The following is a 26759-nucleotide window of genomic DNA, read 5'->3' as shown; positions in this document are numbered from 1 at the left end:
GCTATTTCACCCACTCCAGATGTTGATGAATCGGCGCATACAGGCCATGAGCAAAATCATGGCAGCAATTTTGCAAGGCCAGATCCGGATCCTGATCCTGCAAAATAAATTGCCAGTCCTGATGCAGCAGACTGGATTCATCCGAAGCCAAAGGTTTGGCACTCTCATAGCTGTTGTTCCAGGCCTTTAGCAATTCGGGCATTTCCACAATAGTCATTTTGCCATGTTCATTCTCGGCCCACTGCCATTCTTTTTTCATCAGTAATTCTGCCGGCAAGACCAGCGGCTGCTGTTGACCAATTTCCCAGGCCTTTAACCAGAGCTGCAAATACTCATGTGCCTTGCTCGAACTCAAGCCAGAAAACTTCAGGGTTTTATTACTGAAAATGACAATGCGCTCCAGTTCTGGAGAGCGTGCATCATCATTTAAGTAAGCCAGCCACAGCAGATACTCCAGCCAGATCTGGGCACGGCGTTTTTCCGAGGCCGAAGAGGATTGCATACTCAGCCAGTAGCTGCTGTTTGGAACCTGAGGCACGTTAATATGAATGATCAGTTCAGGACTGAACTGCCAGGATTGCTGGGTAACTGGCGTCAGTTCTTTACCCAACTGCAGCAAACGTTCTTGCAATAACTGCTGTTCCTGCTGGCTGCCCAGCCAGGTGGCTTGCTGGGTTTTGCCCACTGGCAAACGGTCTAGCATCAGGTTCGGCTCAATCTCCTGCTCTTGTTGCAACAGGAAATCCCGTACCTGATACTGTTCCAGCTTGTTCAGTAATAGGGGTTCCCGGGAACTCGGCAAATCGGCATAGCGAATCGTGGAAACCCCGACACTTTTCAGGAATAGACGTGCCGGGAAAATCATATCGCGGATCCATTCATCGCCTTTGAGTACCCGGATTTCTTTTTGTTCCAATGCCGGATAATGTGCATTGATCCAGCTGCTGCGTTTGCCTTCGGCACTACGAATATACTCTGCTACCGCAAACCACTGATCCTGATAGCGCGGTGTCTGCATATCTGCGAATCCGGCCGGATCAAAAGGCTGCAAGGGATGCACATGATAAAGCTGCCGAATATGTTGAGCGACTGACAGACCATGAATATCCACCATCGGATCGATTTCGGCATCCGGCTGTTCAGACTGGCAGATCAGCGCGATATGCTGAACCAGTTCCTGCAAGGCAGTGGATGGATCGCGAGCCTCACCATCCTCCAGATCAAAGCCATTATAGAACAGCCATAGATTTTCCTGTGCCAGCAGCAAGGCATCCAGAAAAGCGCCCTGCTCGTCATCCAGACGGGAACGGTCACCGAGTTGCGGCTTCAGGCTGCGCATCAGGTCAAACGGAACCTGTTGATTACGGCTCGGAAATTTACCGCTATCCAGATTCAGCATCACCACCAGTTTATAAGGCAATGGCCGGATCTGGCCAATCTGGCTAAAGGTAATCTGCCCGGTCGGTTCGGCCTGATCCAGCTGCATCTCCAAGGTATTCTGAATTTCTTCCAGCACATAAGGCAGAGGCAAACTCAGTGCCACCAGTTCCTGACTGGCATGTGGATCATCCTGATCATGATAATCGGCCAGGGTCAGCATCCGCATTTGCTTGTCGATAATCTCGGCAACGGTTTTGAGCGATTCCACGCCAGCATCACGGAACTCGTTCAGATCGGCGCGCAGATATTCCAGCCAGGTTTTGACTGGCGTGCGCTGTCCGGTTTCATGCAAAGTCAGCCAGTCACGGCGCTCTACCAGATCCTGATAAATCCGGATCAGGGTGGATATCAAGGGAAAATCACTGGTCAGAACCTTGGCATAACTCAAGGTGTCCTGAAACAGGGTATGTTCAGGAATCGCCAGACCCAACGCCAGACGGTCCAGCGCGAATTTAAAGCTAAACCGGTAATCCTCATCGCCTGCACTGAGGCTTTGCTGTAAATGCTGCTGGTCCAGTCCACGCTTGAAGCCAGCATCTGTCAGCAATTGTAACATCCGTTCTACCTGACTATAGTCCAGACCATAACGTTGCTGGGTCGCATTCAGGCTAAGCCAGTCGGCAAAGTCCTCAATACTGAAACGGCGCCGTACCCACTGAATCCGGCCCAGTACCGCGCGCCAGGCATTGCTGACATCCAGACGTGATACCCCGGCAATCTGGATCGGTAAATACAGGTTATCTTTCTGCAAGCGTTTGCTACCAGTCTCGCGCTCACGCGGTGGCGGGGCAAAGACACTGCGAATTGCCGGTTCCAGTTCTTTCAGACTTGGCGTCAACACCAGAATATCACTGGGCTGACGCGGCGCTTCTTCATTGCCTTGAGCCAGCCAGTGAATCAGTTGTTCTTTGAGAACTTCCAGCTGACGTAATGAAGAATGACAGACATGAATCTGTACCGAATCATCATCAGGGCTTAAAGCATATTGATGCTGCTCGGGCTCGAGCAAATACAGGATATCCGACTGGATTTTGGCCAGCAGCCTGTCCTGATATTCATCCACAAAGACATCGGCCCAGAGACCCTCTTCCCCCGAAGACAGTTTAGAGAGTAGAGAAAAATGATCCCGTGCCTGCTTGCCGAATCGGGTCAGGAGCGGATGCCGCGATTCCCGGTCTTCGGCATTAAAGTTCAGCTGCTTGATCCTGAAATCTTTTATTTCCGCATCATTCGGTTTACGTTGACGGGTTTTTTCAAAACGCTGAATAAAGCGCTCTTCCCGCTGCAAATCAAATCTGGCTTTCCAGTCCGGATCGACACTGTCGGCCCAGTATTCCTGCGAGGGGTTGAAGTGAAAAATATAGATATCAATGTACTGGCTCAGACGGCGTAAAAAATCCAGCTGGCTCGGTGGCAATTCTAACAGGCTAAACACCACAATCTGTGCCGGCAGTCGTTTCAGAGCTTGGGCCCGGGTCTCTGCATTTTCCAGCCGATCCCAATACAGGCGTTCAATCTCCAGGATTTTGGCATAGTCATCCTGAAATACATGCTGCCACAACCAGCGTTGCCAGGCTTCCAGTTCACGCGCCTGAATCTTGACAAAATCCGCCACCTGCATCTCATGGCCATTTTCATCTTTGGGGCTATAGATCATCTGTTCGATATCAAGCGCAATATCCTGTCCCCAGGCCTCGAGCCAGTTACTCGGACAACTGCAGTTGTTTGGAGGACAGTTACGCGCGCAATAACCGCGATAATCCATATAATGACTGAACAAACGTGACACCTGCTCCGCCACCCAGTATAGCATGCTCTGTTTTTTCAGCTGTTTTTCTGTGCCCTGTTCCAGCCGGTCGGCACTGTCATAAATCCGCTTCACAATGGAATACAGTGGATGATCGACATCTAAAGGAATCTGTTCAGGCAGAATGCATTTTCGCAGCGCCTGAAACACGCGCCATTTGATGATAATGCGCGGAATATTGGCTTCACGGACCTGCTCTACTTCTTTGGGAGCATTCAATACCCACTGATAAGAGGTCCATTGAAAGGCGCGAATCCGGTGATGAAACTGGGTATTGGCGCTAATGCCTTTTTTCTCGGCAATTTTCTGGGTCAGCCAAGTTTCTACAGCCGGAGATGGCACAATAAAATGCCGGGTTTGTAACACCTCAAATGGATTCCGGGCAGTCTGGTTGACAATACGCAGCATACTATCCAAAAGCACATCAATACGTTGACTCTGAATAACATGGATGGCCATTGGTTCCCCTGAACTGCTGAATGTGGTTCTTACTACAAAACGATAAAGATTATTTACTATACATCCCGAACGCGCTATGACACTTTAAAACCACACTTCAGTCGAAAAATTTCTTTGAAAAAAGCATCTTAAAGATGCTTGAATAGAAAAAACAACATAGAGCTTAGGTAGTGCCCATGAAATTAGATAAAATTCCTGAACGTCTCGATCCGAGCCTAGATTTAGAACAAATCCGCGCCGAGTGCCTGGAACTCACCAAAAAACGCGCCTATTATTCTGCCGGTGCTGCGGTTATTCCAGTGCCGTTTATGGACGTGGTCATTGATATCGGTATCTTGTCGCAATTGATTCCCGAGATCAATGCCCGCTTCGGCCTGGCGCCTGACCAGATCAGTGTCTATGATCCAAAAACCCGTCAGGTGCACTGGAATGAGTTGCGTAAACGCGGCGTAGAATTTTCTGGTCTGGTGGTCGCACGTACGGCAGTTAAAAAATCTTTGAACAATGTTGCAGCGAAAGTGATCACAAAGCAAGTCACAAAATTCATTCCGCTGGGCGGCCAACTGGTGGCGGCAAGTCTGGGCTATTTTGTCATGAAAAAGATTGCTGAAGCACATGTAGAGGAATGCTACCGTGCAGCTAAAAATATCCAGCAAAAACAGGTGGCGCAAGGTTAAAATCCGGGTGAGCTGAATTTTTGCAGCCCTCTAGACACTCTTACTTCAGGCAGATTATTCTGCCTGAAGCTGTTTTAAAATAGCCTTTAATACTTCGACCCGTGCGGTATGTTTATCATCAGACGCGATAATGTGCCAAGGCGCTTCCTCAGTCGAAGTATGTTCAAACATATCGGCTGCCGCTTTCAGATAATCATCCCAGCGTTCCCGGTTACGCCAGTCTTCTTCAGTAATTTTAAAACGCTTATGTGGTGTATCTTCACGCGCCTTGAACCGTGCTGCCTGTTCCTCTTTAGAAATGGCCAGCCAGATTTTCACAATCACCGTTTGATGCTTGACCAGGCTCTGTTCAAAACGGTTAATTTCCGCATAAGCTCGCTGCCATGCGGCCGGACTGGAAAACCCTTCTACCCGTTCTACCAATACCCGACCATACCAGGAGCGGTCAAAAATACAGATATCATCATCGGTTTGCAGCTTGGTCCAGAAGCGCCATAAATAAGGACGGCTCAGCTCATATTTTTCTGGTGCAGCGATGGTATGAATTTCATATTCACGTGGATCGAGTTTTTTGACAATTCGCTTGATTGCACCGCCCTTGCCGGCAGCATCCATGCCTTCGAACAGAATCACCACATTACGCGAATCGGAACGCATGGCTTTGGCGACCTTCGCGGTTAACTTTTTTAGTTCCGGTTTGTAATCTTCTGGCTGGGCTTGAGTCTTGGAAGGATGTTTTAACTGCTCGGGGATCTTGGCCTGCTTCCATCTTCCCTTGGCTCTGGCGGGATGATCCGGACAATGCTTCAAAGCACTCAGGATATACTGGGCAAATTGCTGGTCGCGCTGCTTCTCATCTTCGCCATCAATAATGAACCAGTCCTCGGTAAAGCGCTGACGCAGGCGCTGCAAGCTGTCATATTCTTTGCGATTGCGCCAGTCCAGACCATGCAGTTGATGCCAGTGAGTTTCACTCGGATCCATGGCATCCAGGCGTTTTTGCAAGACTTTCCAGGACAGGTCAAACCAGACCTTGATCACATCCACATGGTTATTTTTCAGGTCCTGTTCAAAGGCCTGCATCTCTTGCAGATATTCATCAAACTGTGCATCACTCAGCGGGCTTTCAGCTTGCATGGCACTACCAAGCAGATCACTGTACCAGTTACCAAACAGCACCATGATCTGGCCTTCAGCTGGAATAAAACGCGCATAAGGTTGCCACAGGGTCTGCTTCGGGCCGGCTAACTGGGGCTTATCGGCTTTCACACGCAAATAGCGCGGATCGACCCATTCACGTAGCTGTTTGACCGCTTCACCCTTGCCGGCCAGCTCAATGCCATTCACCAGAATCACCAGACTTTTGGCATTTTTCTGGCCCCGGGTCTTTTTTAAATTATATTGGGCATCAATCAGCTCGACAGACAGCTGATCTTCATCCATTAACTGAAATTGTGGTTGTTCCATACGCATCTTCAACCCTGATCTTTTATTCTGTCTGCAGTATAGCGAGGAGTTTCAGCGCAAAAATAGCTCTGGCAACGTTTTTCACACGATTAAATTGGCTATTTAAACAACAGATTGACATACAAATGCCCGATCTCTGTTCAATTTGTCATAGCAGGATTGTCCGGCAGCCTCTAAGATTCTTGCATCCTCCAATGATAATTGAAGCCTCATGTCCAAACTTGCCGTACTCGATGATCTGTTAGCGCATTATTATCAATTGGCTTATCACACCCGGCCTGACATTTTAAGCCGTTTACAGGATGTGCAGGCCTGGCAGAAAGTCCGCATGCAGCGCACCCATCGTGCCCATTTTGCTGAAAAACAAAACCAGTTGATGTCCGAGTATTTCCTCAATCGTCTCTACGGCGGCGCTGACTTTGATGCGCTGGCAGAACAGATTGCCCGGCTGATGAAATATGCGCATAAAGCAGAAAAAGTTATTCCGGAAAATGCCATTAAAACCGGCACCTCAGGTGTAGAGCTGGCTATTCTGGCGGTACAGCTGGATGAACAGGTCGCGATTCAGTTATTACAGGATTATCATCCGCATGAACCGCTGACTGACGAGATGATGCGCCTGACCTATTTGAAGCTGGATCAGGGTGAAGCACGCTTGAAACAGTTGGCTCTGCTGGATCAGCTCGGCATGAGTCTGGATAAATACATGCGTTCATTTGTGGTCTATACGGCCTTTAAAATGTGTAAAGGCGCGGCGAATAAATATAACTTTCAGGTGATGTATGAATTTATGCAGGATGGTTTTCTGGCCATGAAGCCACTCAAATCGGCAGAAAAATTTGTACGCACGTTCACGGCAACCGAACGCCAGATTATCGATAAAGTACATTCTGGCGATCCGCTACCGTTTCAGTAAATACCCGATGAGTATTTCTGCCAAGCGTGAATTTTTCTGTATATTATTCATAACAATTGCATCATGATTGCTGAATAAGCCTTTAGAATCTGTCATGATGCAGACAATGCAAGATTAACCCGATTGATATGTTAGGAGTGACTCCAATGTCGAATGAAAATACAACGCCTACCCCTACCCCCGAGTCGGCACAACAGACAGACAAAGTGAGCCCATTCTTAACTGAACCCCTTCCACAAGGCACCCCGCAAGGTCAGCAACAATCCTTAGAACAACGTCTGACTGACACGCCTGTGACGGGTACTGTGCCTAAATATAATCTGCCGCGTGGTGCCAATACCGGTAACGTCGGCTCAACCACACACTTCGGCTATCAAACTGTTAACAGCGAAGAAAAAGCCCAGAAAGTCGCAGAAGTGTTCCACTCGGTGGCGAGCAAATACGACATTATGAATGACCTGATGTCTTTTGGTATTCATCGCCTGTGGAAGCGTTTTGCAATCAATATGTCAGGTGTACGCCGTGGCCAGCATGTGCTGGATATCGCGGGTGGTACTGGCGACTTGGCTAAAGTCTTTAGCCGTGAAGTTGGTCCGACAGGTCATGTGGTACTGTCTGATATTAACGAATCCATGCTGAATGTCGGTCGTGACCGTCTGATTGATGCGGGCTGTACCAATGTCGATTTCGTTTTGGCCAATGCCGAAACCTTAGAACCATTTGCAGACAACAGCTTTGATCTTTTGACCATTTCTTTCGGTCTACGTAACGTGACCGATAAAGATGCGGCACTGGCTGCGATGTACCGCGTCCTTAAGCCAGGTGGCCGTTTACTGGTGCTAGAATTTTCTAAACCAGTGTTTGAGCCATTCTCTAAGCTGTATGACCTTTATTCGTTCACGGCATTGCCAATCATGGGTAAAATCATTGCCAATGATGCAGAAAGCTATAAATACCTGGCTGAATCGATCCGTATGCATCCGGACCAGCGCACCCTGAAAGGTATGATGGAAAATGCCGGCTTCCAGAATTGTGACTATCACAACCTGACTGGTGGGATTGTTGCGGTTCACCGCGGTTTCAAACTTTAAGGTTCCTTGCCTATGTGGTCAATTCTGGCACTCGGTGCTGTTGAACGCGTGATTCATCATGTGATTGATCTGGATGCCATTACCCGCATCCAGCTGAATGCCCTGTCCGGCAAAATGCTGCGGGTGGTGATCGCCTCGCCGCAGCTTTCGGTTGATGTGTTTTTTGATGAAGGCAAAGTTCGTCTGGAACCAACGGCAACCGGTCATACCGAAACACCTTCGGTCTTTGAACAACGTCCATTTGACGCAAGTTCCGCGACAGTCACCGAAGCGACAGCAACCTTGCAGGTCAGCAATGTGGTGGAATTACTCAAGCTGCTGCTTTCCGATGAAGTCGGCAATATTCCATTGCAAGGCGACTACAAGTTATTGCAGGAAATCCAGCGCATCATGCAACAGGCGGAACTGGATCTGGCAGCGCACTTAAGTCCCTGGATTGGCCCGACGCTGGCGCATGAAATTGGCAAATTGCAACTGCTGCCCAAGCAGCTAAAACGCACCCTGCAAAGTCAATTATTCTTTGCTGAAGATGCCTTAAAAGAAGACAGTGGTCTGTTTGCCCCACGCTGGCAAATGGATGACCTGAATCAGGACACCCGTATCCTGAATCAAAATTTAGATCGGGTTGAAGCAAAAATCCATCAGCTTCAGGCTCAAATTGATGCCTCAAACAATTCTACTCAAGACTAGGTACACAGCTTTATGATTCCGCATGTTTCACGTTTACTCGAACTTTGGCGCATCGCCGCGCACTATCGACTCGACACGTTGTTTCCTGCGGAAGAATTACCAGAAAAATCCCGGCATGTGCTGTCCCTCATCCGGATGCATCCGGCTGCCTGGTCCAGTCGTGAACGTAAAAATCCGCTCAAGCTGAAACTGGCTTTAGAAGAAATGGGGCCGTTGGCGATCAAGCTCGGTCAACTGCTCTCGACCCGCCGTGACCTGATTCCACCTGAAGTTTTACAGCAACTGGTCTTGCTACAAGACCGGGTCAAGCCGTTTGATAATGACGTGGCCAAGATGCGCATTCAGGAATCCCTGAAAGCTGATGTAAATACCCTATTCGCGCGTTTCGATACCCAGCCACTGGCTGCAGCTTCGATTGCTCAGGTGCATACGGCTGCCCTGCATGATGGCCGTGAAGTGGTGGTTAAAGTCACCCGCCCGAATATTCGCCAGCAGATTTTGCAGGATTTTGAAATTCTGGAATGGCTCGGTCAATTTCTGGAAAAACGTCTGGAAGCTGCCCGCGCATTGCACCTGTCGGAAATCATTCAGGATTATCGACAGATCATTCTGAATGAACTAGACCTGACGCTGGAAGCGGACAATACCCGCCTTATGCGCCATCATTTTACCGGCTCGAGCATGATGTATGTGCCGGAAATTTACATGGACAGCAAAGACGTGCTGGTAGCCGAGCGCATTACCGGGGTGCCGATTTCAGATATCGCGACCTTTGACCGGTTGGGCATGGATCGTGCCGATCTGGCGCGTAAAGGCCTAACCATCTTCTTTACTCAGGTCTTCCGCGATAACTTCTTCCATGCTGACATGCATCCGGGAAATGTCTTTGTAGAAACCATCAATCCAGCCAATCCGCGTTTTATTGCGCTGGACTGCGCGATTATGGGCGAACTGTCCAAACACGACCAGATGACCGTAGCACGCATGCTACTGGCGGTCATGAACAGTGACTTTATGCAGCTGATTCAGGTGGTGCATCAGGCTGGCTGGATTCCACCGGGGACTGATCAGGATGCATTGGCCCGTGAAATGCGCCGCAGTGTGGGGCCGATGGTGTCCAAACCGATGCATGAACTGGACTTTGCCGGCATTCTGATTGAAGTCATGGACATCGCGCGTCGTTTCCATCTGGAAATTCCACCTCAATTGATGTTGCTACTAAAAACTTTGGTGCATGTCGAGGGTTTAGGAACCGACCTGTATCCTGAACTGGATATCTGGAGTCTGGCCAAACCGATCCTGACGGACTGGATCAAGGCCCAGATGAATCCGCAAAAGAACCTTAAAGAACTGGGACAGAAAATCCCGGATCTGCTGTTAGGGGCGCAGGATTTACCGACCCTGATGATCGACAGCTTAAACGGTTTAAAAAACCAGTCGGCCTGGCATGCCAAACAGCTCAATGAATTACAAAGTATGCGCCTGCAAATGGAACATCAGCAAAAACGTAGCTGGATGTTTGGCAGTATCATGGCGATTCTGCTGGCGATTGCCATTATTTCACCGTGGTTTGTGTCGGTGATTCTGATTGTACTGGCGAGTGTACTGGCCGTCTGGCGGATTGCGAAATAACTAAATGAGCTTTTAAAAAAACCTGACACTGTTCAGGTTTTTTATTTTCTGAGCATCGCATGACTCCAAAGTCACCTTAGGACATATCTTGCCATTGGGTCCTAAGACCTATCGCTTAAAATAAGCACACATTTGGCTAGTATAGGTTCAACCATGGTACAGATTTTACAAAAACGTGCGCCTGCTCTGACGATTCGTGCCGGCCATCTGGCACGTGAGCTGATTCTGCAACAAGGTTTGCAACCCGAACAAGTCGATATTGTACCTGGTGCTGCAGGTGGCCCCAAAGGTATCGGTATCCAGGGACTGGATCAGGCGATTTTTGGTGAGTTTTTTCCACGTGCACCTCACCGTAGAACTTTGGTGGGTTCTTCGATTGGCAGCTGGCGCTTTGCCAGTATGGCTGCACATGGTGCTCGACAGGGAACCGAACGCTTAGCTGAACTCTATACCAACCTCTATTTTCATAAAAAAATGACCCGTCAGGATGTCAGCGACATCTGCCGTGGCATGCTGCTGGATCTGGTACAAGGCAAAGAAAACGATCTGGTCAATCATCCGGATTATCATCTCGCAGTCATTTCAATTAAAGCCCAGCACATTTTCCAAAGTGACAAGGCATTGCCATTAATGGCTTCTGTAGCTGGAATTCTTGGAACGACCGCAGTCGCGCGCCGGCACAGCCGTCATTTCATGCAACGTGTGATCAGCCAGCCGAATACGGGTGAGCAGTTTAAAATCGCTGAAGATGGATTTACCACGCATTATCATGCACTGACCGAACAGAGTGTGTTGTCTTGGCTGATGGCTTCAGCATCTATTCCCGGGGTAATGGCAGCGGTGAACAATATTCCGGATGCACCGCAGGGTTATTATCGCGATGGTGGCCTGATTGATTATCACATTGACCTGCCCTTTCAGAGCAAAGGCATTGTGCTGTATCCACATTTTACCGATAGCATTACCCCCGGCTGGTTCGACAAGTTATTTAAACGTACCTCAAATCCAGAAAATCAGGCACGAACTTTGCTGCTTTCTCCATCGCAGCAATATCTGCAAAGTTTGCCTTTGGGTCGTTTGCCTGATCGTAAAGACTTTAACTTAAAAGGTTTGGATCAAACCCAACGGATCCAGCTGTGGAAGCAATGTATTGCGGAAAGTCAGCGTCTGGGCGATGAATTTCTGGAACTGGTCGAGAAGCAGAATTTTGCTGAGATAATGCAGGCCTTGTAATTGGCCGCAGCTGCCCGATTATTTGTATAATTGCTTTAATTTTGTGAACTGTTGAGATTTATGCAGAAGTTTTTAGTTGTCCTGCAATACCTGTGTCTGGCCTTTGCCATTTATCTGATTTATAGCGTCAGCATGTCGCTGTATCGCCAGGATTTTGTCCTGATGGAACTGGTCGCTGATATCGGTACGATTCTGATCTGTATCGACCTGGCGGTGTTTTTATTTACCAGTAAAGGCAAGCCCGGCATTAGCATGGAAGAATATGCAAAAAGACTGGAACAGCCACCATCTAAACTGGTCTATGTGACACGAAAATTGGGGCATCTCGGTATTTTACTGATTATCACCAGCTGGATTGTGCCGGTGATTAACTCATAATGATCCAATAAAAAACCTCCCAATTGGGAGGTTTTTTATTCGCTAATTAAAGATTATTTCGAACCTTTAATCCCTGCTTGCAATAGCAATGCACCCAAACCACCAATTTTTTGCTCTTGTGGTTTAGCCGCTTGAGGTTTCTTGCCCTGAGGACGCTCACCTTGCGGACGTGCTTGCTGTGGACGTTTACCTTGAGACTTACGTTCACCACGTGGCTCATTATTCTCGCGACGTGGCTGACGTGGTGCTTTCGCCGGAGCTTCAGAAGCTTCTGGACGCATCGATAAATTCACACGGTTACGTTCAGCATCCACATTCAAAACACGGACTTGTACGATTTGACCCGGTTTCACCACTTTATGTGGGTCAGCGACAAATTCATTGGCAAGTTCAGAAATATGTACCAAACCGTCTTGATGCACACCCACATCGACAAATGCACCGAAGTTAGTCACGTTGGTGACTACACCTTCTAGCTGCATGCCTTCCGACAATTGCGCAACTTCCGTAATGTCATCACGGAATTTAGCAGTGCGGAACTCTGGACGCGGGTCACGGCCCGGTTTTTCCAGTTCAGCCAATACGTCTTGAATTGTCGGCAGACCGAATTTCTCGTCTGTAAATTCTTCAGCATTCACTTGGCGAATGATTTCAGTATTGCCAATGATGTCTTTTACAGTCGTTGCTTTCGCTTCAACAATTTTGCTCACCAAAGCATATGACTCAGGGTGAACCGCAGAAGCATCTAGTGGTTCTGTACCATCTTGAATACGCAAGAAGCCCGCAGCCTGCTCAAAAGTACGCTCGCCTAAACGTGGCACTTTCTTCAAAGACTGACGATTGTCAAAACGACCATTTTCCTTACGGAATTCCACAATTTGCTGTGCAATTGATTTATTTAGACCCGCGATATAACCCAAAATCGCTGCTGATGCAGTATTTACATCCACACCCACTGAGTTCACACAGTCTTCAACGACCGCTTCCAAGGTTTTCGCCAGACCGGTCTGGTTCACGTCATGTTGATACTGACCCACACCAATCGATTTCGGATCGATTTTCACCAGTTCTGCTAGTGGATCTTGTAAACGGCGTGCAATCGATACCGCACCACGAATAGATACATCTAGTTCAGGCAGTTCCTGTGAAGCTAGTTCAGATGCTGAATACACCGATGCACCTGCTTCAGATACAGAAACACGCGTCATTTTCAGATCACTGTTCGCAGCCATCATTTCAGCAACTAAAGCTTCAGTTTCACGGCTTGCAGTACCATTACCAATCGCGATCAGGTCAACATTGAACTCGCGGCATAAACGCGCCAGCTCGGCCAGTGAACCTTCTTTATCGTCTTTTGGTGCAAATGGATAAATCGTGCTGTGTGCAAGAACATCACCAGACTCGTTCACTACCGCCAGTTTCACACCGGTACGGATACCCGGGTCCACGCCCAAAGTGGTACGTGCGCCTGCAGGTGCAGAAAGCAGTAAATGACGCAGGTTTTCAGCAAAGACGTTCATCGCTTCTGTTTCAGCAGCCAGACGTTTTTCAGTCAGCAATGAATGTTCGATCGTTGGACGAACTTTACCGAGCCAAAATAGTTTTGCAGTTTGCTTCAAGAAATCCTGACGCGCTTGTGGCTGAACAGTTTCAAGATTGTATTCAGTTTCAATACGCGCCAACGGGGCATCATCTTCGCCATCCACTTTCAGGCCTAAAACGTTTTCTTGACGGCCACGCAGCATCGCCAATAAACGGTGTGAAGGCACTTTATTCAAGTTTTCAGAGAAATCGAAATAATCACGGAATTTTTTACCGACTTCTTTTTTCTCATCACTGGCAACCAAACTTTTCAGCACGGCAGTTTTTGCAAATGTCGCTTTAAGTTCAGTGGTCAGCGCGATATTTTGCGCCCAGTCATCAATCAGGATGTGCTGGATCGCATCAAGCTGGCTTTCAGTATCTGGGTAATCTTCATGGCTAAAACCCACCAAAGCTTCAGCTGGATCAACGGCTTCATTAAAGATTTTTTCGGAAATCGGGCCTAGACCGGCTTCTTTGGCCTTGAATGATTTACTGGTACGTTTTGGACGGTACGGCGCGTAAATTTCTTCTAATGCATTTTTGGTTTCAGCGGCATTCACACGCGCCAATAAATCATCAGATAATTTATCTTGTTCTTTGAGTGATTCAATCACCTTTTCACGGCGCTCATACAAATCACGCAAGTATGATAAACGCGTATCGAGTTGACGTAGTTGCGTATCGTCTAAGCCTTGCGTTACTTCTTTACGGTAACGTGCAATAAAAGGAACACTGGCACCTTCATCAATAAGCTTGATGGCAGCCTCAACTTGATTTGGACGTACGGCAAGTTCTTTTGCCAACTGCTGAACTAAGTCAGTCATCGTGTTTGATCCCACAAGGATAAGTACTAAATGGCATGATTATAAAGACCGGGTCTATAAAATCCACCATTGTTTTTATTAATTTACCTCATCTTTATATTATGAAGTGCCACAGTTTTCAGCTTTTCCCGATAAAGTTTGTATGAACTTTGCTTTTTATCCAGCTTAAAATCGTATTTTTTGCTCATTTAGATGTATATATTTGGTATCTATGTCTTGATTTTAACTGCAATATTTGGTGCTTTAGAGCATAGTCAATTAATATCAATGAATCGTATACTCAAAGCCTATTTGATTTTTGTTTATGACGACAATAAAGAATAAAGGAGCATCTCATGAGTTTAGTTGTACCTGCTGAAAAAGCCGATGCCGTACATACCGAAACGGACCGGGTCGAACGGATCCTGGTGGTTGATGATGATGTTCGTCTGCGTACCTTATTACAGCGTTTTCTCGAAGATAAAGGCTTTGTGGTTAAAACTGCACATGATGCCACGCAGATGGATCGACTTTTACAGCGGGAACTGTTTTCTCTGATCGTGCTCGACTTTATGCTTCCGGTCGAAGATGGCTTGAGTATCTGTCGTCGTTTACGCCAATCCAATATCGATACGCCTATCATTATGCTCACCGCTCGTGGTAGCGACTCGGATCGTATTGCCGGTTTAGAAGCAGGTGCCGATGATTACTTGCCTAAACCGTTTAACCCGAATGAGCTGCTGGCACGTATTCGTGCGGTATTGCGCCGTCAGGTACGTGAAGTGCCGGGTGCACCAAGCCAACAGATGGAAGTGGTTTCTTTTGGCCCATGGTCGCTAGATCTCTCTACCCGCACTCTGACCCGTGAAGGCCAAGTGGTAACGCTCACTACTGGTGAGTTTGCGGTACTGAAAGCACTGGTTCAACATCCACGCGAACCATTAACCCGCGACAAGCTGATGAATCTGGCGCGTGGCCGTGAATGGGGTGCCATGGAACGTTCAATTGATGTTCAGGTGTCACGTTTACGCCGTTTAGTGGAAGAAAACCCAGCGCGTGCACGTTATATCCAGACTGTATGGGGTGTGGGTTATGTCTTTGTTCCAGATGGTGCTGAATAAAGAAAAACTTATTACGATAAAAGATTACCCCAATTTATTGTCCCTAAAAGCCATTCGCTGCTGTTTGAGCCTCCCCTTCTTTAAAGGCTCGTATACAAATGCGCGAGTTCAGCGAATGGCAAAGTTTTTACTTGCGTAACAGTGTTACTCATTTTTTCAAAAAAAGTAACACAACAAGCTCCTTCCATCGAAGGTTCAAGCAGTAAGATTCCATTACAAATTATTATTACTGCTCAATTTGGAAAATGCCAACAGGGAGCTGGTGTGAAACTCGACCCCATCGATCCACAAAAATTTACCGATTTTGTCAGCTACTCGGAAAAAAAGCGTACCCGCGGGGAACGCTTTCTCGACAAGATCAAGCCGCGTTCTGCTGCCATGCGTACCACGGTACTGGTGGTTTTTGTGGTCTGTTTTAGCCTGTTCATGTCCTTGTGGTTCTTTTGGCGTACCCTGTTTTTACCTGAAATCCAGCAACATGCGCGTTATCTGGCCATGGAACTGGAAATTCTTAATAATCCCGATCTGCGCCTGTATCATAAACAGCAGGAAGTCGATATCGATGACTGGCTGAAAAACCGGGTCGGCATTGAATACGTTACTAATCCGGCAGAATATCCCACTGTCCGTGAAAAGCTGATTGCCGAATTTTTTACCCGACAGATCGAAACCAAACTCGCCAAAGAGTTACGCATCGAACAAGCCACAGTCTATTTCCAGTTTAAGCCGAGTCCACGTATCTGGATCCAGACTCCTGAAATGAATGGTCACTGGGTACAGGAACCTTTAAAGACTTATGCCAATTATAGCAATGAACTGATTTTGGGCTGGTTGCTTGGCACGCCGATTATTGTCGGCATCATTATTTTGACCTTGGTGCGTCAGCTCAACCGTCCTTTACGCCGTTTGCAGAATGCCGCCAACAGTTATAGCCGAATCGGCTCAGCACCCTATCTAGATACCAATCATGGTCCACTGGAAATCCGTCAGGTCAATCATGCCTTTAATCAGATGATTTATACGCTGGACCAGACCGAGCGGGAACGCCGAATCATGCTGGCCGGCATTTCACATGACTTGCGCACGCCCTTAACCCGAATCCGCCTCAGTGCCGAAATGATGCCAGATGAAGACTTTCTCAAAGAAGGCCTGATTTATGATGTCGAAGATATGGACGCGATTCTGGATCAGTTCATTTCCTATATGCGCGATGGTTCCGATGAAGAACCGCAGGACACCAATGTCAATGTACTGCTACAGGAACTGGTCAAGCAGTTTAAACCGCTAGATATCCGATTTACACCACAAGATATACCGACCATTCAGGCGCGCAGCATGTCACTAAAAAGACTGATCGGCAATCTGATCAACAACTCAAAACGTTATGGTTCAGAACCAATTGAGCTTTCTGCGCATGTTGAAGAAGATCAACTGTTGATTTGTGTCGCAGACCATGGCGAAGGCATCCCGGAAGATCAGATTGAAGCCTTGATGCAGCCTTTTGTTCGGGGCAATTCGGCACGAACAGTACAAGGCAGTGGCTTGGGGTTGGCCATTGTGAAACGGATTGTCGATATTCACCATGGCCAATTGCGTATTCATAATCGTCCTGAAGGTGGGCTGGAAGCTATCATTTCACTACCCGTGAATCAGGCGAATCCTGAGACACTTCCCCCAGCCACTACACTCGATAAAATTCGCCAAACTTTGACTGAGCACTTTTAATAAGTGATCAGTAATTCAACAAATGACTTTTTAGTTTTTCTATACAATTCATTTTATAGTTCACGAATTCAATCATTTAAAAATCATCATTTTTTATTATACCTACATTTAGCTAAAAAATTAGACCTTAGCCTAACACCTATGCACAATACATTTTTTGAGCGGTACAATCCGTATCATAGTTTAAGAATTAATGAGAGTTAAAATGTCTTTAGATCGTATCCGTTTAGCCTCCCTACACAACAAAGTCATCAGCCCTGAACAAGCGGCTGAATTCATCCAAGATGGCATGACTGTGGGCATGAGTGGCTTTACTCGCGCTGGTGAAGCGAAGGCGGTTCCTTTAGCTTTAGTTCAACAGGCAAAAGCAAACCCATTAAAGATCACGTTAATTACTGGTGCATCACTAGGGAACGATCTAGACAAACAACTGACTGAAGCTGGTGTATTGGCACGTCGTTTACCGTTCCAGGTAGACAATACTTTACGTAAAGCGATCAACAACGGCGAAGTGATGTTCATTGACCAGCACTTGTCTGAAACTGTTGAGCAAATGCGTAACCTGCAGTTGAAAAAACCAGACGTTGCGATCATCGAAGCCGTAGCAATTACTGAAGATGGCGGCATCATTCCAACAACATCTGTTGGTAACTCTGCAAGCTTTGCGATTTTTGCTGAAAAAGTGATTGTAGAAATCAATACGAATTTAAGCCCGGCATTTGAAGGCTTGCACGATATCTACATCCCGACGTATCGTCCAACGCGTCAAGCGATTCCATTGACTCAAGTTGATGAGCGTATTGGTACGCATGCGATCAATATCGATCCATCTAAAATTGTTGGTATCGTATTTAACAGCGAATTGCACGACTCTCCATCTACTGTAACTGCACCAGATGATGAGACTCAAAGCATTGCCAACCATTTGATCGCTTTCTTTGAAAAAGAAGTAGCTGAAGACCGTCTACCGAAAAACCTCGGACCTCTTCAAGCAGGGATTGGTTCAATTGCAAACGCCGTATTGACGGGTCTGAAAGATTCAAACTTCGAAGACTTGATCATGTACTCAGAAGTACTACAAGACTGTACGTTTGAATTGATCGATGCCGGTAAAATGAAGTTTGCTTCAGGTTCTTCTATTACGCTTTCTGCTAAGTACGGCGAGAAAGTATTTAACAACCTAGAACAATACAAAGACAAACTGGTATTACGTCCACAGGAAATTTCAAACCATCCTGAACTGGTACGTCGTTTAGGTATTATCGGCATCAACACTGCACTTGAGTTTGATATTTACGGTAACGTGAACTCAACTCACGTATGTGGTACCAAAATGATGAACGGTATTGGTGGTTCAGGTGACTTCGCACGTAATGCCCACTTGGCGATCTTCGTAACCAAATCAATCGCGAAAGGTGGCGACATCTCTTCTGTAGTGCCGTTTGCTTCACATATCGACCACGCAGAACATGATGTTGATATCCTAGTGACTGAACAAGGTCTTGCGGATCTTCGTGGTTTGGCTCCGCGTGAGCGTGCACGTGCAGTAATTGATAACTGTGCGCACCCAATGTACCGCGATGCGTTGAATGATTACTTTGACCGTGCATGTGCAAAAGGCGGCCATACCCCTCATCTTCTTCGTGAAGCGCTTTCTTGGCACTCAAACTTCGAAGAAAATGGTCACATGCTTGCTGTTGAAGCTGCAGTAAAAACTGCATAATTGACTGCATTCACAAAACGCCCTACGGGGCGTTTTTTTATGGCATTTTTATATTTTTTTTGAATAGTCAGAACCTGATTATATTAAGGAAGCCATCTGGCTATCACCTACTCTTTCTTCTTTTATTTATCCTGCCGATCTGCTGTAGAAATACACTTCTGATGCTCAAGGGCTTTAAATTCTGATTCTTCACCCTCATACTTGAACACAAGAGCAAAATTAGAGACATGACATGCGCGTAGATATCTGGTCAGATGTGGTTTGCCCCTTCTGCTATATTGGTAAAAAACGTTTAGAAGCTGCTGCACAAGAAGCAGGTATTGAGCTAGAAGTACATTGGCACAGTTTTCAGCTCGATCCTGAAGCACCGGTACGTCAGGAAGTCTCCAACTCTGAGCGTCTGGCGCAAAAATATGGCCGCACCGTGGCAGAAGTCGAAGAGATGCAGCGCAATATTGCTGAAATGGCCAAAGCCGAAGGTATTGAATTTAACTGGGAAGGTGCCAATTCAGGCAATACCTTTAATGCGCATCGCCTGATTCACCTGGCGCAAAGCAAAGGTTTGGGCAATGAAGCACAGGAAGCGTTCTTCTATAGCTATATGACCCAAGGTCTGGCGATTGGAGAACGTGAAACACTGGAAGATGTCGCAGCGCGTATTGGCCTGAATCCGGTCGAAGTCGATGACCTGTTGGATTCGGAAGAATATGCCGACTTTGTCAAATTCGATCAGGAAGTCGCACACGAACAACTCAAAGTGACTGGTGTGCCTTTCTTTGTTTTTGATCAACGTGTGGCATTGGCAGGCGCGCAACCTAAAGAAGTTTTCTTGCAAGTATTTGAAAAAGCGCTCGATACATCAACCAATAGTCAGGCAGCACAGTGCTCAACAGAAACGTGTGACACCCCAGACCAAGCTAAATAAAGCAACGTTCAATAAAAAACCCCATTTCAAATGGGGTTTTTTATTTGTTATTGAATTGTATTCACTTAATCAACCAGAAAACTAATTTTTAAATTGACACGATATTCCGTGATTTTATTTTCTTTAATGACAACCTTCTGTTCATTGATCCAAGCACCTTGTACATTTTTGACCGTTTCTGTGACTTTTTGAATGCCCGTTTGAATCGCATCTTCAAAGCTTTTATTGCTGCTTGAATTGACTTCTACCACTTTTGCAATTGCCATAATAAAACTCTCAAAATGAAAATGAATGAAATTCTATCTTAGTCCATTCCTAGAAGATTGCAGCAGCCCGTAAACAAGCGATAGCAAAAACTTACATGGATTGAACAAAGCTCGAAATTTAGTTTTAAATTGGCAGATCAAAAACACATGACCTTTTATTTTAACACTCGATTAAGTCCAGATTTTCATCGCTAAAATAAAGTATAAAGCCCTGTAAAACCATAAAAATCAAACTAGAGTAAATATACTAATTTATTGTTTTGTAGAGTAATTTATCTAAAATTTACTGCCTGAATTTGCCGAATCTATCATTTTCTATTAAGTCTTATTTGCTATTATTTCACCCGAATTAGGTTTAAATATTCTCCTCTGTTCAAGTCATTGAACACTCTGATATTAAAGGTCATCCTATGAATGCTCTTAAATTTGCTTTCGCAGCAACCGTTATGGCTTTTTCTGTTCAAGCGTCTGCACAAATGGCGCAAGTGGTTCATCTGCCAGACTTTCCAGCGACTAAAGCACCTGCGGAAACAGTAAATACAGATGCTGCGACTGTGGTAACTGAAAAAACGGCTTAATGCAAAGCTGTTTTTCATTAAAACAGGCTGATTGATTCAGCCTGTTTTTTTTGATCATATTGAACACATTCAGTGTGAAAGATGCACGACTCTAAAAAAATATCGACTATTTCCTACTCTCATTTTTTCTATTGATTTTTATCACTTTTAATTAAAAAATTTGTTTATAAAATACTCAAAATAGATCACTATTTTATGTGATCTCTGCTTATAATTGCAGCAATATAAATAGATCAATGATAAGAAAATTTTTTATGCATGAACTTCAGGCATTGGTACAGGGCAAAATTCCGCCTCATTCCGTTTCTATTGATTATTTAATTGAGATGGCAGAAAGCTATACCGACTCAAATTCTGCTGAATACAGACTAGTGGAGCTGGCGGTTAACCTCGTACTGGCACAAACCCTGGATAAAGTACTGAAACATCTCTAGAGATCAAAAAATGAATGCTTTAGAAAAAGCACACTTAATTAAAGAACTACATGGACTGGCGCAGCAACTGGAGCATAAAGTCCTGCCTTTATATGAAATTGCCCGTTCTAAAAAAAGAATACGCGATATTTTTAATCTGTGTGATGAACCTATTTTCAAAACCCAGATTTCAGCATTTAAAGTTCGCACTCAGCCTGAACTTGTCACCTACCAATTTTCTGCTAACACGTCTTATCATTTAAGCTTTCGTGGCTATTTCACCGAAATCTTGGCGCTGGAACAAGCATTGTATGCCCATCCGGATTCAGGCTGGGCAGTTTTACATCATCCTGAACGTGGCTGGCAAATCTGGCTGATTCCGGCTCCCCAAGCTCCTGCCCTGCACAGCCAATGGGCTGAACTGCAACACTGTTATATCTGGCTGTTACAACAACAGCAGCGGTTTTCTTGCCTGAAACAGGATCCACCCTTGATCGTTCCTGCCTTATCCTTACACGAAGCTGAAACCAGCTGCAATTCTATGGAAACAACCAAATATCATCGGGGACGGCCGCGCGCAAGAATTCATGCACTAGAATTAAATCGCTTAGATGAGTCAACCAATCAAATACTAACTGAACCCAAGGAACTAAATCCTCAACTAAAAGCTGAAACGACAATTCAGCAAGAACAGATCACAGTCTCCGAATTGATTCAATTCCCTGTACAGATCCAACTGGGCAAACTAAACGCTCATGTACACCCTTTAGGTTTAGAAGAAACTAATATCCAGCGGCTCTGTGCTTTAGAACTAGAATCCGATGTCGAACAACACCCTGTTTATCTGGATATTGTCTTATATTATGCGGCAGAAGATAACTGGCAGGCACGTCAGGTTTATTTGGTTGAGCAATTGAATCTGCAAGGTCAGTTTGTTAAATATCTGATGCTCTTAGGGGTACCGAGTCAGTTGCAGGCTCACTATTGTATTCAACATTGGCTGAGCCATCATCAACATCAGGCTGCTGCGATTAAATCACTGGCGTGGTCTGTTATAAGCACCAGGTTCATGCAACTCGAGTTTTTTTCAACGGCTTACTTGCAGCAGGCTGAAACAGTCTGGACACAGCCAGATTACCATCCATTTATACCCGCACAGTCCATTCAAAAGCAGAAATTTATCTCGTTTAAAGAAGCTGCTGCGGATTTTTCTACCCCAGTGCTTTTGCTACAGGAACATCAAAAAATCCGAGTGATTCATGGTGAAAAACGCATCTCTCTCGCAGAGGATGAGCTGGCCTATCCATACATCTTGCTGCAACGCGACAAACAGCTAAATTGGCAGAATATTCACAATATTATTTTAACAATGCCACAACCCATTCGGGTATTAGAGCTTTATCGGGAAATTCAGGCTCAAATGATTGAATAATTGCTGTTATTTTGTAGCTTTAACTTGCTTTTTAAGGCCGTTTTTTAGAAAACTACAGCTGAATATAAGAATACAAGAGCAACAAATATCTCATGCAAATAAACAGGGTTACTCAAATTTTACTGCTCTCTCTGGGCTTAGGAATGAGTGGTAGCATGTCTTGGGCCAATTCAGTCACAACTGCTCCTGCCAGTCCAACGAATATAGAGCCAAGCCGATCAGGCTTGCTGGATCAGATTCCACGTTTGATCGATGCAACACCCACGGTTCTGCCGGAGCAATCAAATGTCGCCATTGTTCCATCCACGCTAGAGACAGAAAATTATTCATGGGCGGATCAAAAGCAGAAAGGCATCCGCGAATGGGCCGATCGTACTGCGCATAAAATTGATAACTGGTTTGGTGAAAGCGATCCGGATCAGCCAGCTGCAGCTACATTACGGATCATTCTAGATAATCGCTGGGATGAATATGAAGGCTATGAGATTAAGCCCCGAATCCGCGGCAAGATCAAGCTTCCGACCTTGGAACAAAAGCTGAGTGTGGTGTTTGGTGATGACAGTCTGGACAATGAATTAGACAGCAATGTCGCGATTACCAATGAAAATCCTGCCACTTCCGGAAATAAGCGTCTGGATACTAAACGTGCCCGTGAAGATAACAGCTCTTTTGCCTTACGTTGGTCTGAATGGTCAGATCGTATTCCTTTTGAAACCGATCTGGATCTGGGCTTACGTTCTGGAGATGATATTTACCTACGCGTCAAAGCCAGTAAAGATTGGACACTAGAAAATGACTACTCTTTTCATGCCGAACAGATTTATCGCTATGGTATTCAAAGCGAAAACTATTTACGGACCAACCTGGAACTGATTCATGCCCGTCCCAATCAGGCCTTTTTCTCTAATCAGCTCAGTCTGACTTATGCCGATGATCAAGACGATGATCTCACTTGGGACAACTACACCTTTAGGCAACATCAGTTTTTTCAAGACAACCGTTTTAGTTACGGCATTTATACCGGTGGTTATCTGAATGACAAGGATCTGCGTCTTAATCGCTGGGGCCCTTATGTGTCCTGGAGACAACCTTTTTTACGTGAATGGTTTTTTGTCCAGACTGACCTGAACTATTTGAATGATCATCGCGAGGATCGTGATCACTATGTTGGGGCTTTGGTACGTTTAGAAGCGTTATTTTAAACTGAATGATGGTAGAAAATATAAAAGCCCATCATTCATGGGCTTTTTTCAATATTACTGAGGCAATCAGCGCGGTAAGTATTAGCTGGTTTTATTCAAGATAATACGATCACTGCGTAGCACTCGTTTTTGCTGTAATGAAGGTTGCTCCATCACTGGCATATTGAAGCGAATACGATCGCTATGTTGCACACGTTGTAGTTTTGCTGCCTCTACTTTCGCAACTTTATAAAAACTGATTCGATCTGTGCGTACCATTTTTTCTGCAGCAGGTGCCGCTAGACTAACTTGGCTCATCGACATCAGGATTACAGCGCCCATACTGATCATCAGCTTAGATTTCATAACATTCTCTCTCCTTACTTAATGATCGTAATTATAAATCAAAAAACCAGTATTAATTTAAAATTCAGATTTAAAATCCGCAGGGATTTTTTTATCTTCACTATCGTTTTTCCAGATCATTTCTAGAAATGAAAAATGAAGCAGGCATAAAAAATCCCTCCGAAGAGGGATTTTCTCATTCAATATATCAGCACTTAAGCAAGCAGCAAACTATTAATGCGCTTGACATATTCAGCAGGATTTTCTGGTAATCCACCTTCTGCAATCACCGCTTGGTCGAAGATCACATTGGCCAGATCATCAAACTGCGCTGAGCCATCCAGTTTTTTCACCAACGGATGTCCCGGGTTAATTTCCAGAATCGGCTTGATATCTGGCACAGGTTGACCCGCATCTTTCAGCATACGAATCAGCTGTGGAGACAATTCACCTTCGCCAGTCACCAGACAAGCCGGAGAATCGACCAGACGCGTCGTCACCCGCACTTCTTTGGTCTTGTCTTTTAATGAATCCGTCAACTTATCCACCACCGGTTTAAACTGGGCTGCGGCTTCTTCAAGGGCTTTCTTCTCTTCTGCATCCTGAAGGTCACCTAAGTCAACCGCACCCTTAGACACGTTTTGCAAAGGCGTACCATCGAACTCATTCACGAAGTTCATCGCCCATTCATCCACGCGTTCGGTCATCAACAGAACTTCAATGCCTTTTTTCTTGAACAGTTCCAGTTGTGGTGAATTTTTCGCAGCATTCAGACTATCTGCAGTCACATAATAAATGGCTTTCTGCCCATCTTTCATACGTGCTTTATAGTCTGCCAATGATGTGCTGACTTCATCATTGGTCGACGTCGCATAACGCAGCAGTTTTAAGATACGTTCACGGTTACTGAAATCTTCGCCCAGACCTTCTTTCAATACTGAAGCAAATTCCTGATAGAAGGTCTTGAAATTTGCCTGATCTTTTTCATCTTCAGATTTAGCCAGATTATCCAAAATGGTCAGGATACGGCGGGTATTGCCTTCACGGATGGTTTTTACATCACGGCTTTCTTGCAGTAATTCACGGCTCACGTTCAATGGCAGATCGGCACTGTCCACCACACCTTGCACAAAGCGCAGGTAGTTTGGAATCAGGTTATCCGCATCATCCATAATGAACACACGTTTCACATACAGTTTGATACCCGCTTTGGATTCACGGGTGAAAATATCATGTGGCGCTTTACTTGGAATATATAATAACTGGGTATATTCAGTGCTGCCTTCAACCCGGTTATGCGCCCAAGCCAATGGCGCTGCGAAATCATGGCTCAAGTTCTTGTAGAACTCGACATACTGCTCTTCAGTGATTTCAGACTTGTTACGAGTCCATAATGCGCTGGCCGAGTTAATGACTTCCCACTCATCAGTTTTGACATACTGGCCGCCTTTAGAGGTTTCGCCTTCAGCCGCTTCTTCTTCCTGCCAGACTTCTTTTTGCATCTGGATTGGCAGGCTGATGTGGTCTGAATATTTATTGATAATCTGCTTCACTTTATAGCTTTGCAGATAATCCAGCGCATCGTCACGCAGATGCAGAATAATATCAGTACCACGTCCTTGTTTCGTGATCTGTTCAACTTCGAACTCACCGGTTCCTCCACTAATCCAGCGTACGCCTTCAGAGACATCTGTGCCGGCACGACGCGATTCTACCGTAATCTTGTCAGCCACAATAAAGCCGGAATAGAAACCGACACCAAACTGGCCAATCAATTGAGCATCGGCTTTTTGATCGCCGGTCAGTTTGGACATAAAGTCTTTGGTGCCTGATTTGGCAATAGTCCCTAAATTATCAATAGCTTCCTGCTCGCTTAAGCCAATCCCGTTGTCTGAAATGGTAATGGTTTTATTGTCTGCATCCAGACTGACACGAACGCGCAGATCAGGATCATTTTCATAAAATTCAGGATGGTTAATCCCTTCAAAACGTAATTTGTCACATGCATCTGAGGCATTCGAGATCAATTCGCGCAGGAAAATTTCAGGGTTTGAATAAAGCGAATGGGTCACGAGATGTAGTAACTGAGCCACTTCAGCCTGGAAACTATGTTTTTGTGCGCTAGACTCGCTCATTAATCACTCCTTTTATTTTAAATACAGGTCAATACTGTTGCCTATATGAATGGAGTGAGTTACTAAATTTTCAATAGCCAGTTGTATATTTTTTCTCAAGATATTTTATAAAGGATCGCTTGATCTGATCTGGCTTGCATTTGTAAAGGCTTAAGTTTAAGCCTTAATAAGGCCCAAGCTTATAAATACGTTGAAATTGCAGGTCTATTTGCTGCTGGCGCATATTATAGACTTGACTCAGACAGGACACAGATTCCTGACAGCGGTCACGAAACTGTAGCCATTTCACCTGATCGCGCTGGATCACCGAGCGGGTTCCCATAGGCACCATACGACGTAAAATATGATAGCTGGTACTCATCTTGACATCGGCATCATTGAGCAGGCGATGTTCACAAATCGCTTTCTCTGTCACGGTTTCAGCTTTCTGACAATCAAAACTTGCCGCATAGGTAGACCCTACCAGCAGGCTGAAGAAGATCACAATACCTTGGCTTAAAAACTTCATGCTGATCTTCCTTATTATTCAATTATTAAGTCGTATTCAATTAATATTTACTTTATTCATTTTAATATAGTTGAACATTGCCGATCTGCTCAATTTCAATAAGTTATAAATCGTTGTTATGTCTTGTCCTGAAATAGATTGACAGTATTCCACTTCAAACCGAGTTAAGCAATTAGCTCGGTTTTTGTTTGCTCATACATCTGATTCGGGGTGTTCATATTTAAACTTAA

Annotated in this window: 22 protein-coding genes; 15 read left to right on the top strand and 7 right to left on the bottom strand. The window is 45.5% G+C overall.

The features are described 5' to 3' along the window. Position 1: 1 nt before the first annotated feature. Positions 2-3706, bottom strand: a complete 3705-nt coding sequence (locus WFH18_RS07250) for an exodeoxyribonuclease V subunit gamma (RefSeq protein ID WP_004278580.1) — start codon at positions 3704-3706, stop codon at positions 2-4. Between the two features lie 176 nt (positions 3707-3882). On the opposite strand from WFH18_RS07250, the gene WFH18_RS07245 reads away from it, so the two are divergent. Further along, positions 3883-4383: a hypothetical protein gene (locus WFH18_RS07245; protein WP_004278581.1), complete on the top strand. Its 501-nt coding sequence runs from the start codon at positions 3883-3885 to the stop codon at positions 4381-4383. Positions 4384-4437: 54 nt separating this feature from the next. Here the strand turns inward: WFH18_RS07245 and pap are convergent, their stop codons facing one another. Further along, positions 4438-5856: a polyphosphate:AMP phosphotransferase gene (gene pap, locus WFH18_RS07240; protein WP_148334807.1), complete on the bottom strand. Its 1419-nt coding sequence runs from the start codon at positions 5854-5856 to the stop codon at positions 4438-4440. A 205-nt stretch (positions 5857-6061) separates the two neighbouring features. Here pap and WFH18_RS07235 point away from each other — a divergent pair, with 205 nt between their 5' ends. From WFH18_RS07235 to WFH18_RS07210, 6 genes are all read left to right on the top strand, one after another. Continuing rightward, positions 6062-6766 (top strand): FFLEELY motif protein, encoded by a 705-nt coding sequence (locus tag WFH18_RS07235; RefSeq protein ID WP_148334806.1) that lies wholly within the window; start codon positions 6062-6064, stop codon positions 6764-6766. Positions 6767-6912: 146 nt separating this feature from the next. After that, positions 6913-7857, top strand: coding sequence for a bifunctional demethylmenaquinone methyltransferase/2-methoxy-6-polyprenyl-1,4-benzoquinol methylase UbiE (gene ubiE / locus WFH18_RS07230; protein ID WP_004647333.1), 945 nt, complete (start codon positions 6913-6915; stop codon positions 7855-7857). 12 nt (positions 7858-7869) lie between these two features. Then, entirely contained in the window at positions 7870-8547 is a 678-nt protein-coding gene (locus WFH18_RS07225; RefSeq protein ID WP_121979799.1) for a ubiquinone biosynthesis accessory factor UbiJ, read from the top strand. Positions 8548-8559: 12 nt separating this feature from the next. Beyond that, positions 8560-10179: an ABC1 kinase family protein gene (locus tag WFH18_RS07220; RefSeq protein WP_148334805.1), complete on the top strand. Its 1620-nt coding sequence runs from the start codon at positions 8560-8562 to the stop codon at positions 10177-10179. 153 nt (positions 10180-10332) lie between these two features. Continuing rightward, positions 10333-11412, top strand: coding sequence for a patatin-like phospholipase family protein (locus WFH18_RS07215; protein WP_121979798.1), 1080 nt, complete (start codon positions 10333-10335; stop codon positions 11410-11412). A 60-nt stretch (positions 11413-11472) separates the two neighbouring features. Next, on the top strand, positions 11473-11790 hold the full coding sequence (locus WFH18_RS07210; protein WP_121979797.1) for a hypothetical protein: 318 nt from the start codon (positions 11473-11475) through the stop codon (positions 11788-11790). A 53-nt stretch (positions 11791-11843) separates the two neighbouring features. Here WFH18_RS07210 and WFH18_RS07205 read toward each other — a convergent pair whose 3' ends face one another. Beyond that, positions 11844-14198: a Tex family protein gene (locus WFH18_RS07205; protein ID WP_121979796.1), complete on the bottom strand. Its 2355-nt coding sequence runs from the start codon at positions 14196-14198 to the stop codon at positions 11844-11846. A gap of 335 nt (positions 14199-14533) precedes the next feature. On the opposite strand from WFH18_RS07205, the gene ompR reads away from it, so the two are divergent. From ompR to WFH18_RS07185, 4 genes are all read left to right on the top strand, one after another. Beyond that, on the top strand, positions 14534-15298 hold the full coding sequence (gene ompR / locus WFH18_RS07200; RefSeq protein ID WP_004278590.1) for an osmolarity response regulator transcription factor OmpR: 765 nt from the start codon (positions 14534-14536) through the stop codon (positions 15296-15298). Positions 15299-15562: 264 nt separating this feature from the next. Next, on the top strand, positions 15563-17023 hold the full coding sequence (locus tag WFH18_RS07195) for an ATP-binding protein (RefSeq protein ID WP_034435905.1): 1461 nt from the start codon (positions 15563-15565) through the stop codon (positions 17021-17023). A gap of 205 nt (positions 17024-17228) precedes the next feature. Next, on the top strand, positions 17229-18746 hold the full coding sequence (locus WFH18_RS07190) for an acetyl-CoA hydrolase/transferase family protein (RefSeq protein ID WP_004647324.1): 1518 nt from the start codon (positions 17229-17231) through the stop codon (positions 18744-18746). A gap of 232 nt (positions 18747-18978) precedes the next feature. After that, positions 18979-19671: a DsbA family oxidoreductase gene (locus tag WFH18_RS07185; RefSeq protein ID WP_005102861.1), complete on the top strand. Its 693-nt coding sequence runs from the start codon at positions 18979-18981 to the stop codon at positions 19669-19671. Between the two features lie 65 nt (positions 19672-19736). Here WFH18_RS07185 and WFH18_RS07180 read toward each other — a convergent pair whose 3' ends face one another. After that, positions 19737-19937, bottom strand: coding sequence for a dodecin family protein (locus WFH18_RS07180; protein ID WP_004278594.1), 201 nt, complete (start codon positions 19935-19937; stop codon positions 19737-19739). A gap of 410 nt (positions 19938-20347) precedes the next feature. On the opposite strand from WFH18_RS07180, the gene WFH18_RS07175 reads away from it, so the two are divergent. The 4 genes from WFH18_RS07175 (at position 20348) to WFH18_RS07160 (ending at position 23562) form a co-directional block, all read left to right on the top strand. Further along, the gene (locus tag WFH18_RS07175; RefSeq protein WP_005102860.1) at positions 20348-20515 is read left to right on the top strand and encodes a hypothetical protein; all 168 of its coding nucleotides are present in this window, start codon (positions 20348-20350) and stop codon (positions 20513-20515) included. Between the two features lie 254 nt (positions 20516-20769). Next, the gene (locus WFH18_RS07170; protein WP_005102858.1) at positions 20770-20949 is read left to right on the top strand and encodes a hypothetical protein; all 180 of its coding nucleotides are present in this window, start codon (positions 20770-20772) and stop codon (positions 20947-20949) included. Positions 20950-20959: 10 nt separating this feature from the next. Continuing rightward, entirely contained in the window at positions 20960-22360 is a 1401-nt protein-coding gene (locus WFH18_RS07165; RefSeq protein ID WP_005102856.1) for a hypothetical protein, read from the top strand. A gap of 92 nt (positions 22361-22452) precedes the next feature. Next, positions 22453-23562 (top strand): hypothetical protein, encoded by a 1110-nt coding sequence (locus WFH18_RS07160; protein WP_005102854.1) that lies wholly within the window; start codon positions 22453-22455, stop codon positions 23560-23562. An 81-nt stretch (positions 23563-23643) separates the two neighbouring features. Here the strand turns inward: WFH18_RS07160 and WFH18_RS07155 are convergent, their stop codons facing one another. From WFH18_RS07155 to WFH18_RS07145, 3 genes are all read right to left on the bottom strand, one after another. After that, positions 23644-23907 (bottom strand): hypothetical protein, encoded by a 264-nt coding sequence (locus WFH18_RS07155; protein ID WP_005102851.1) that lies wholly within the window; start codon positions 23905-23907, stop codon positions 23644-23646. A gap of 194 nt (positions 23908-24101) precedes the next feature. After that, positions 24102-26021, bottom strand: coding sequence for a molecular chaperone HtpG (htpG, locus tag WFH18_RS07150; protein ID WP_005102849.1), 1920 nt, complete (start codon positions 26019-26021; stop codon positions 24102-24104). Positions 26022-26184: 163 nt separating this feature from the next. Continuing rightward, on the bottom strand, positions 26185-26529 hold the full coding sequence (locus WFH18_RS07145; RefSeq protein ID WP_004278601.1) for a lysozyme inhibitor LprI family protein: 345 nt from the start codon (positions 26527-26529) through the stop codon (positions 26185-26187). Positions 26530-26759: the final 230 nt, after the last annotated feature.

The sequence above is a fragment of the Acinetobacter sp. USHLN143 genome (genome assembly GCF_037145695.1).
GTDB classification, from domain to species: Bacteria; Pseudomonadota; Gammaproteobacteria; order Pseudomonadales; family Moraxellaceae; genus Acinetobacter; species Acinetobacter fasciculus.
The sequence above is the reverse complement of the archived record's forward strand: the minus strand, read 5'-3'. Positions and strand labels throughout refer to the sequence as shown.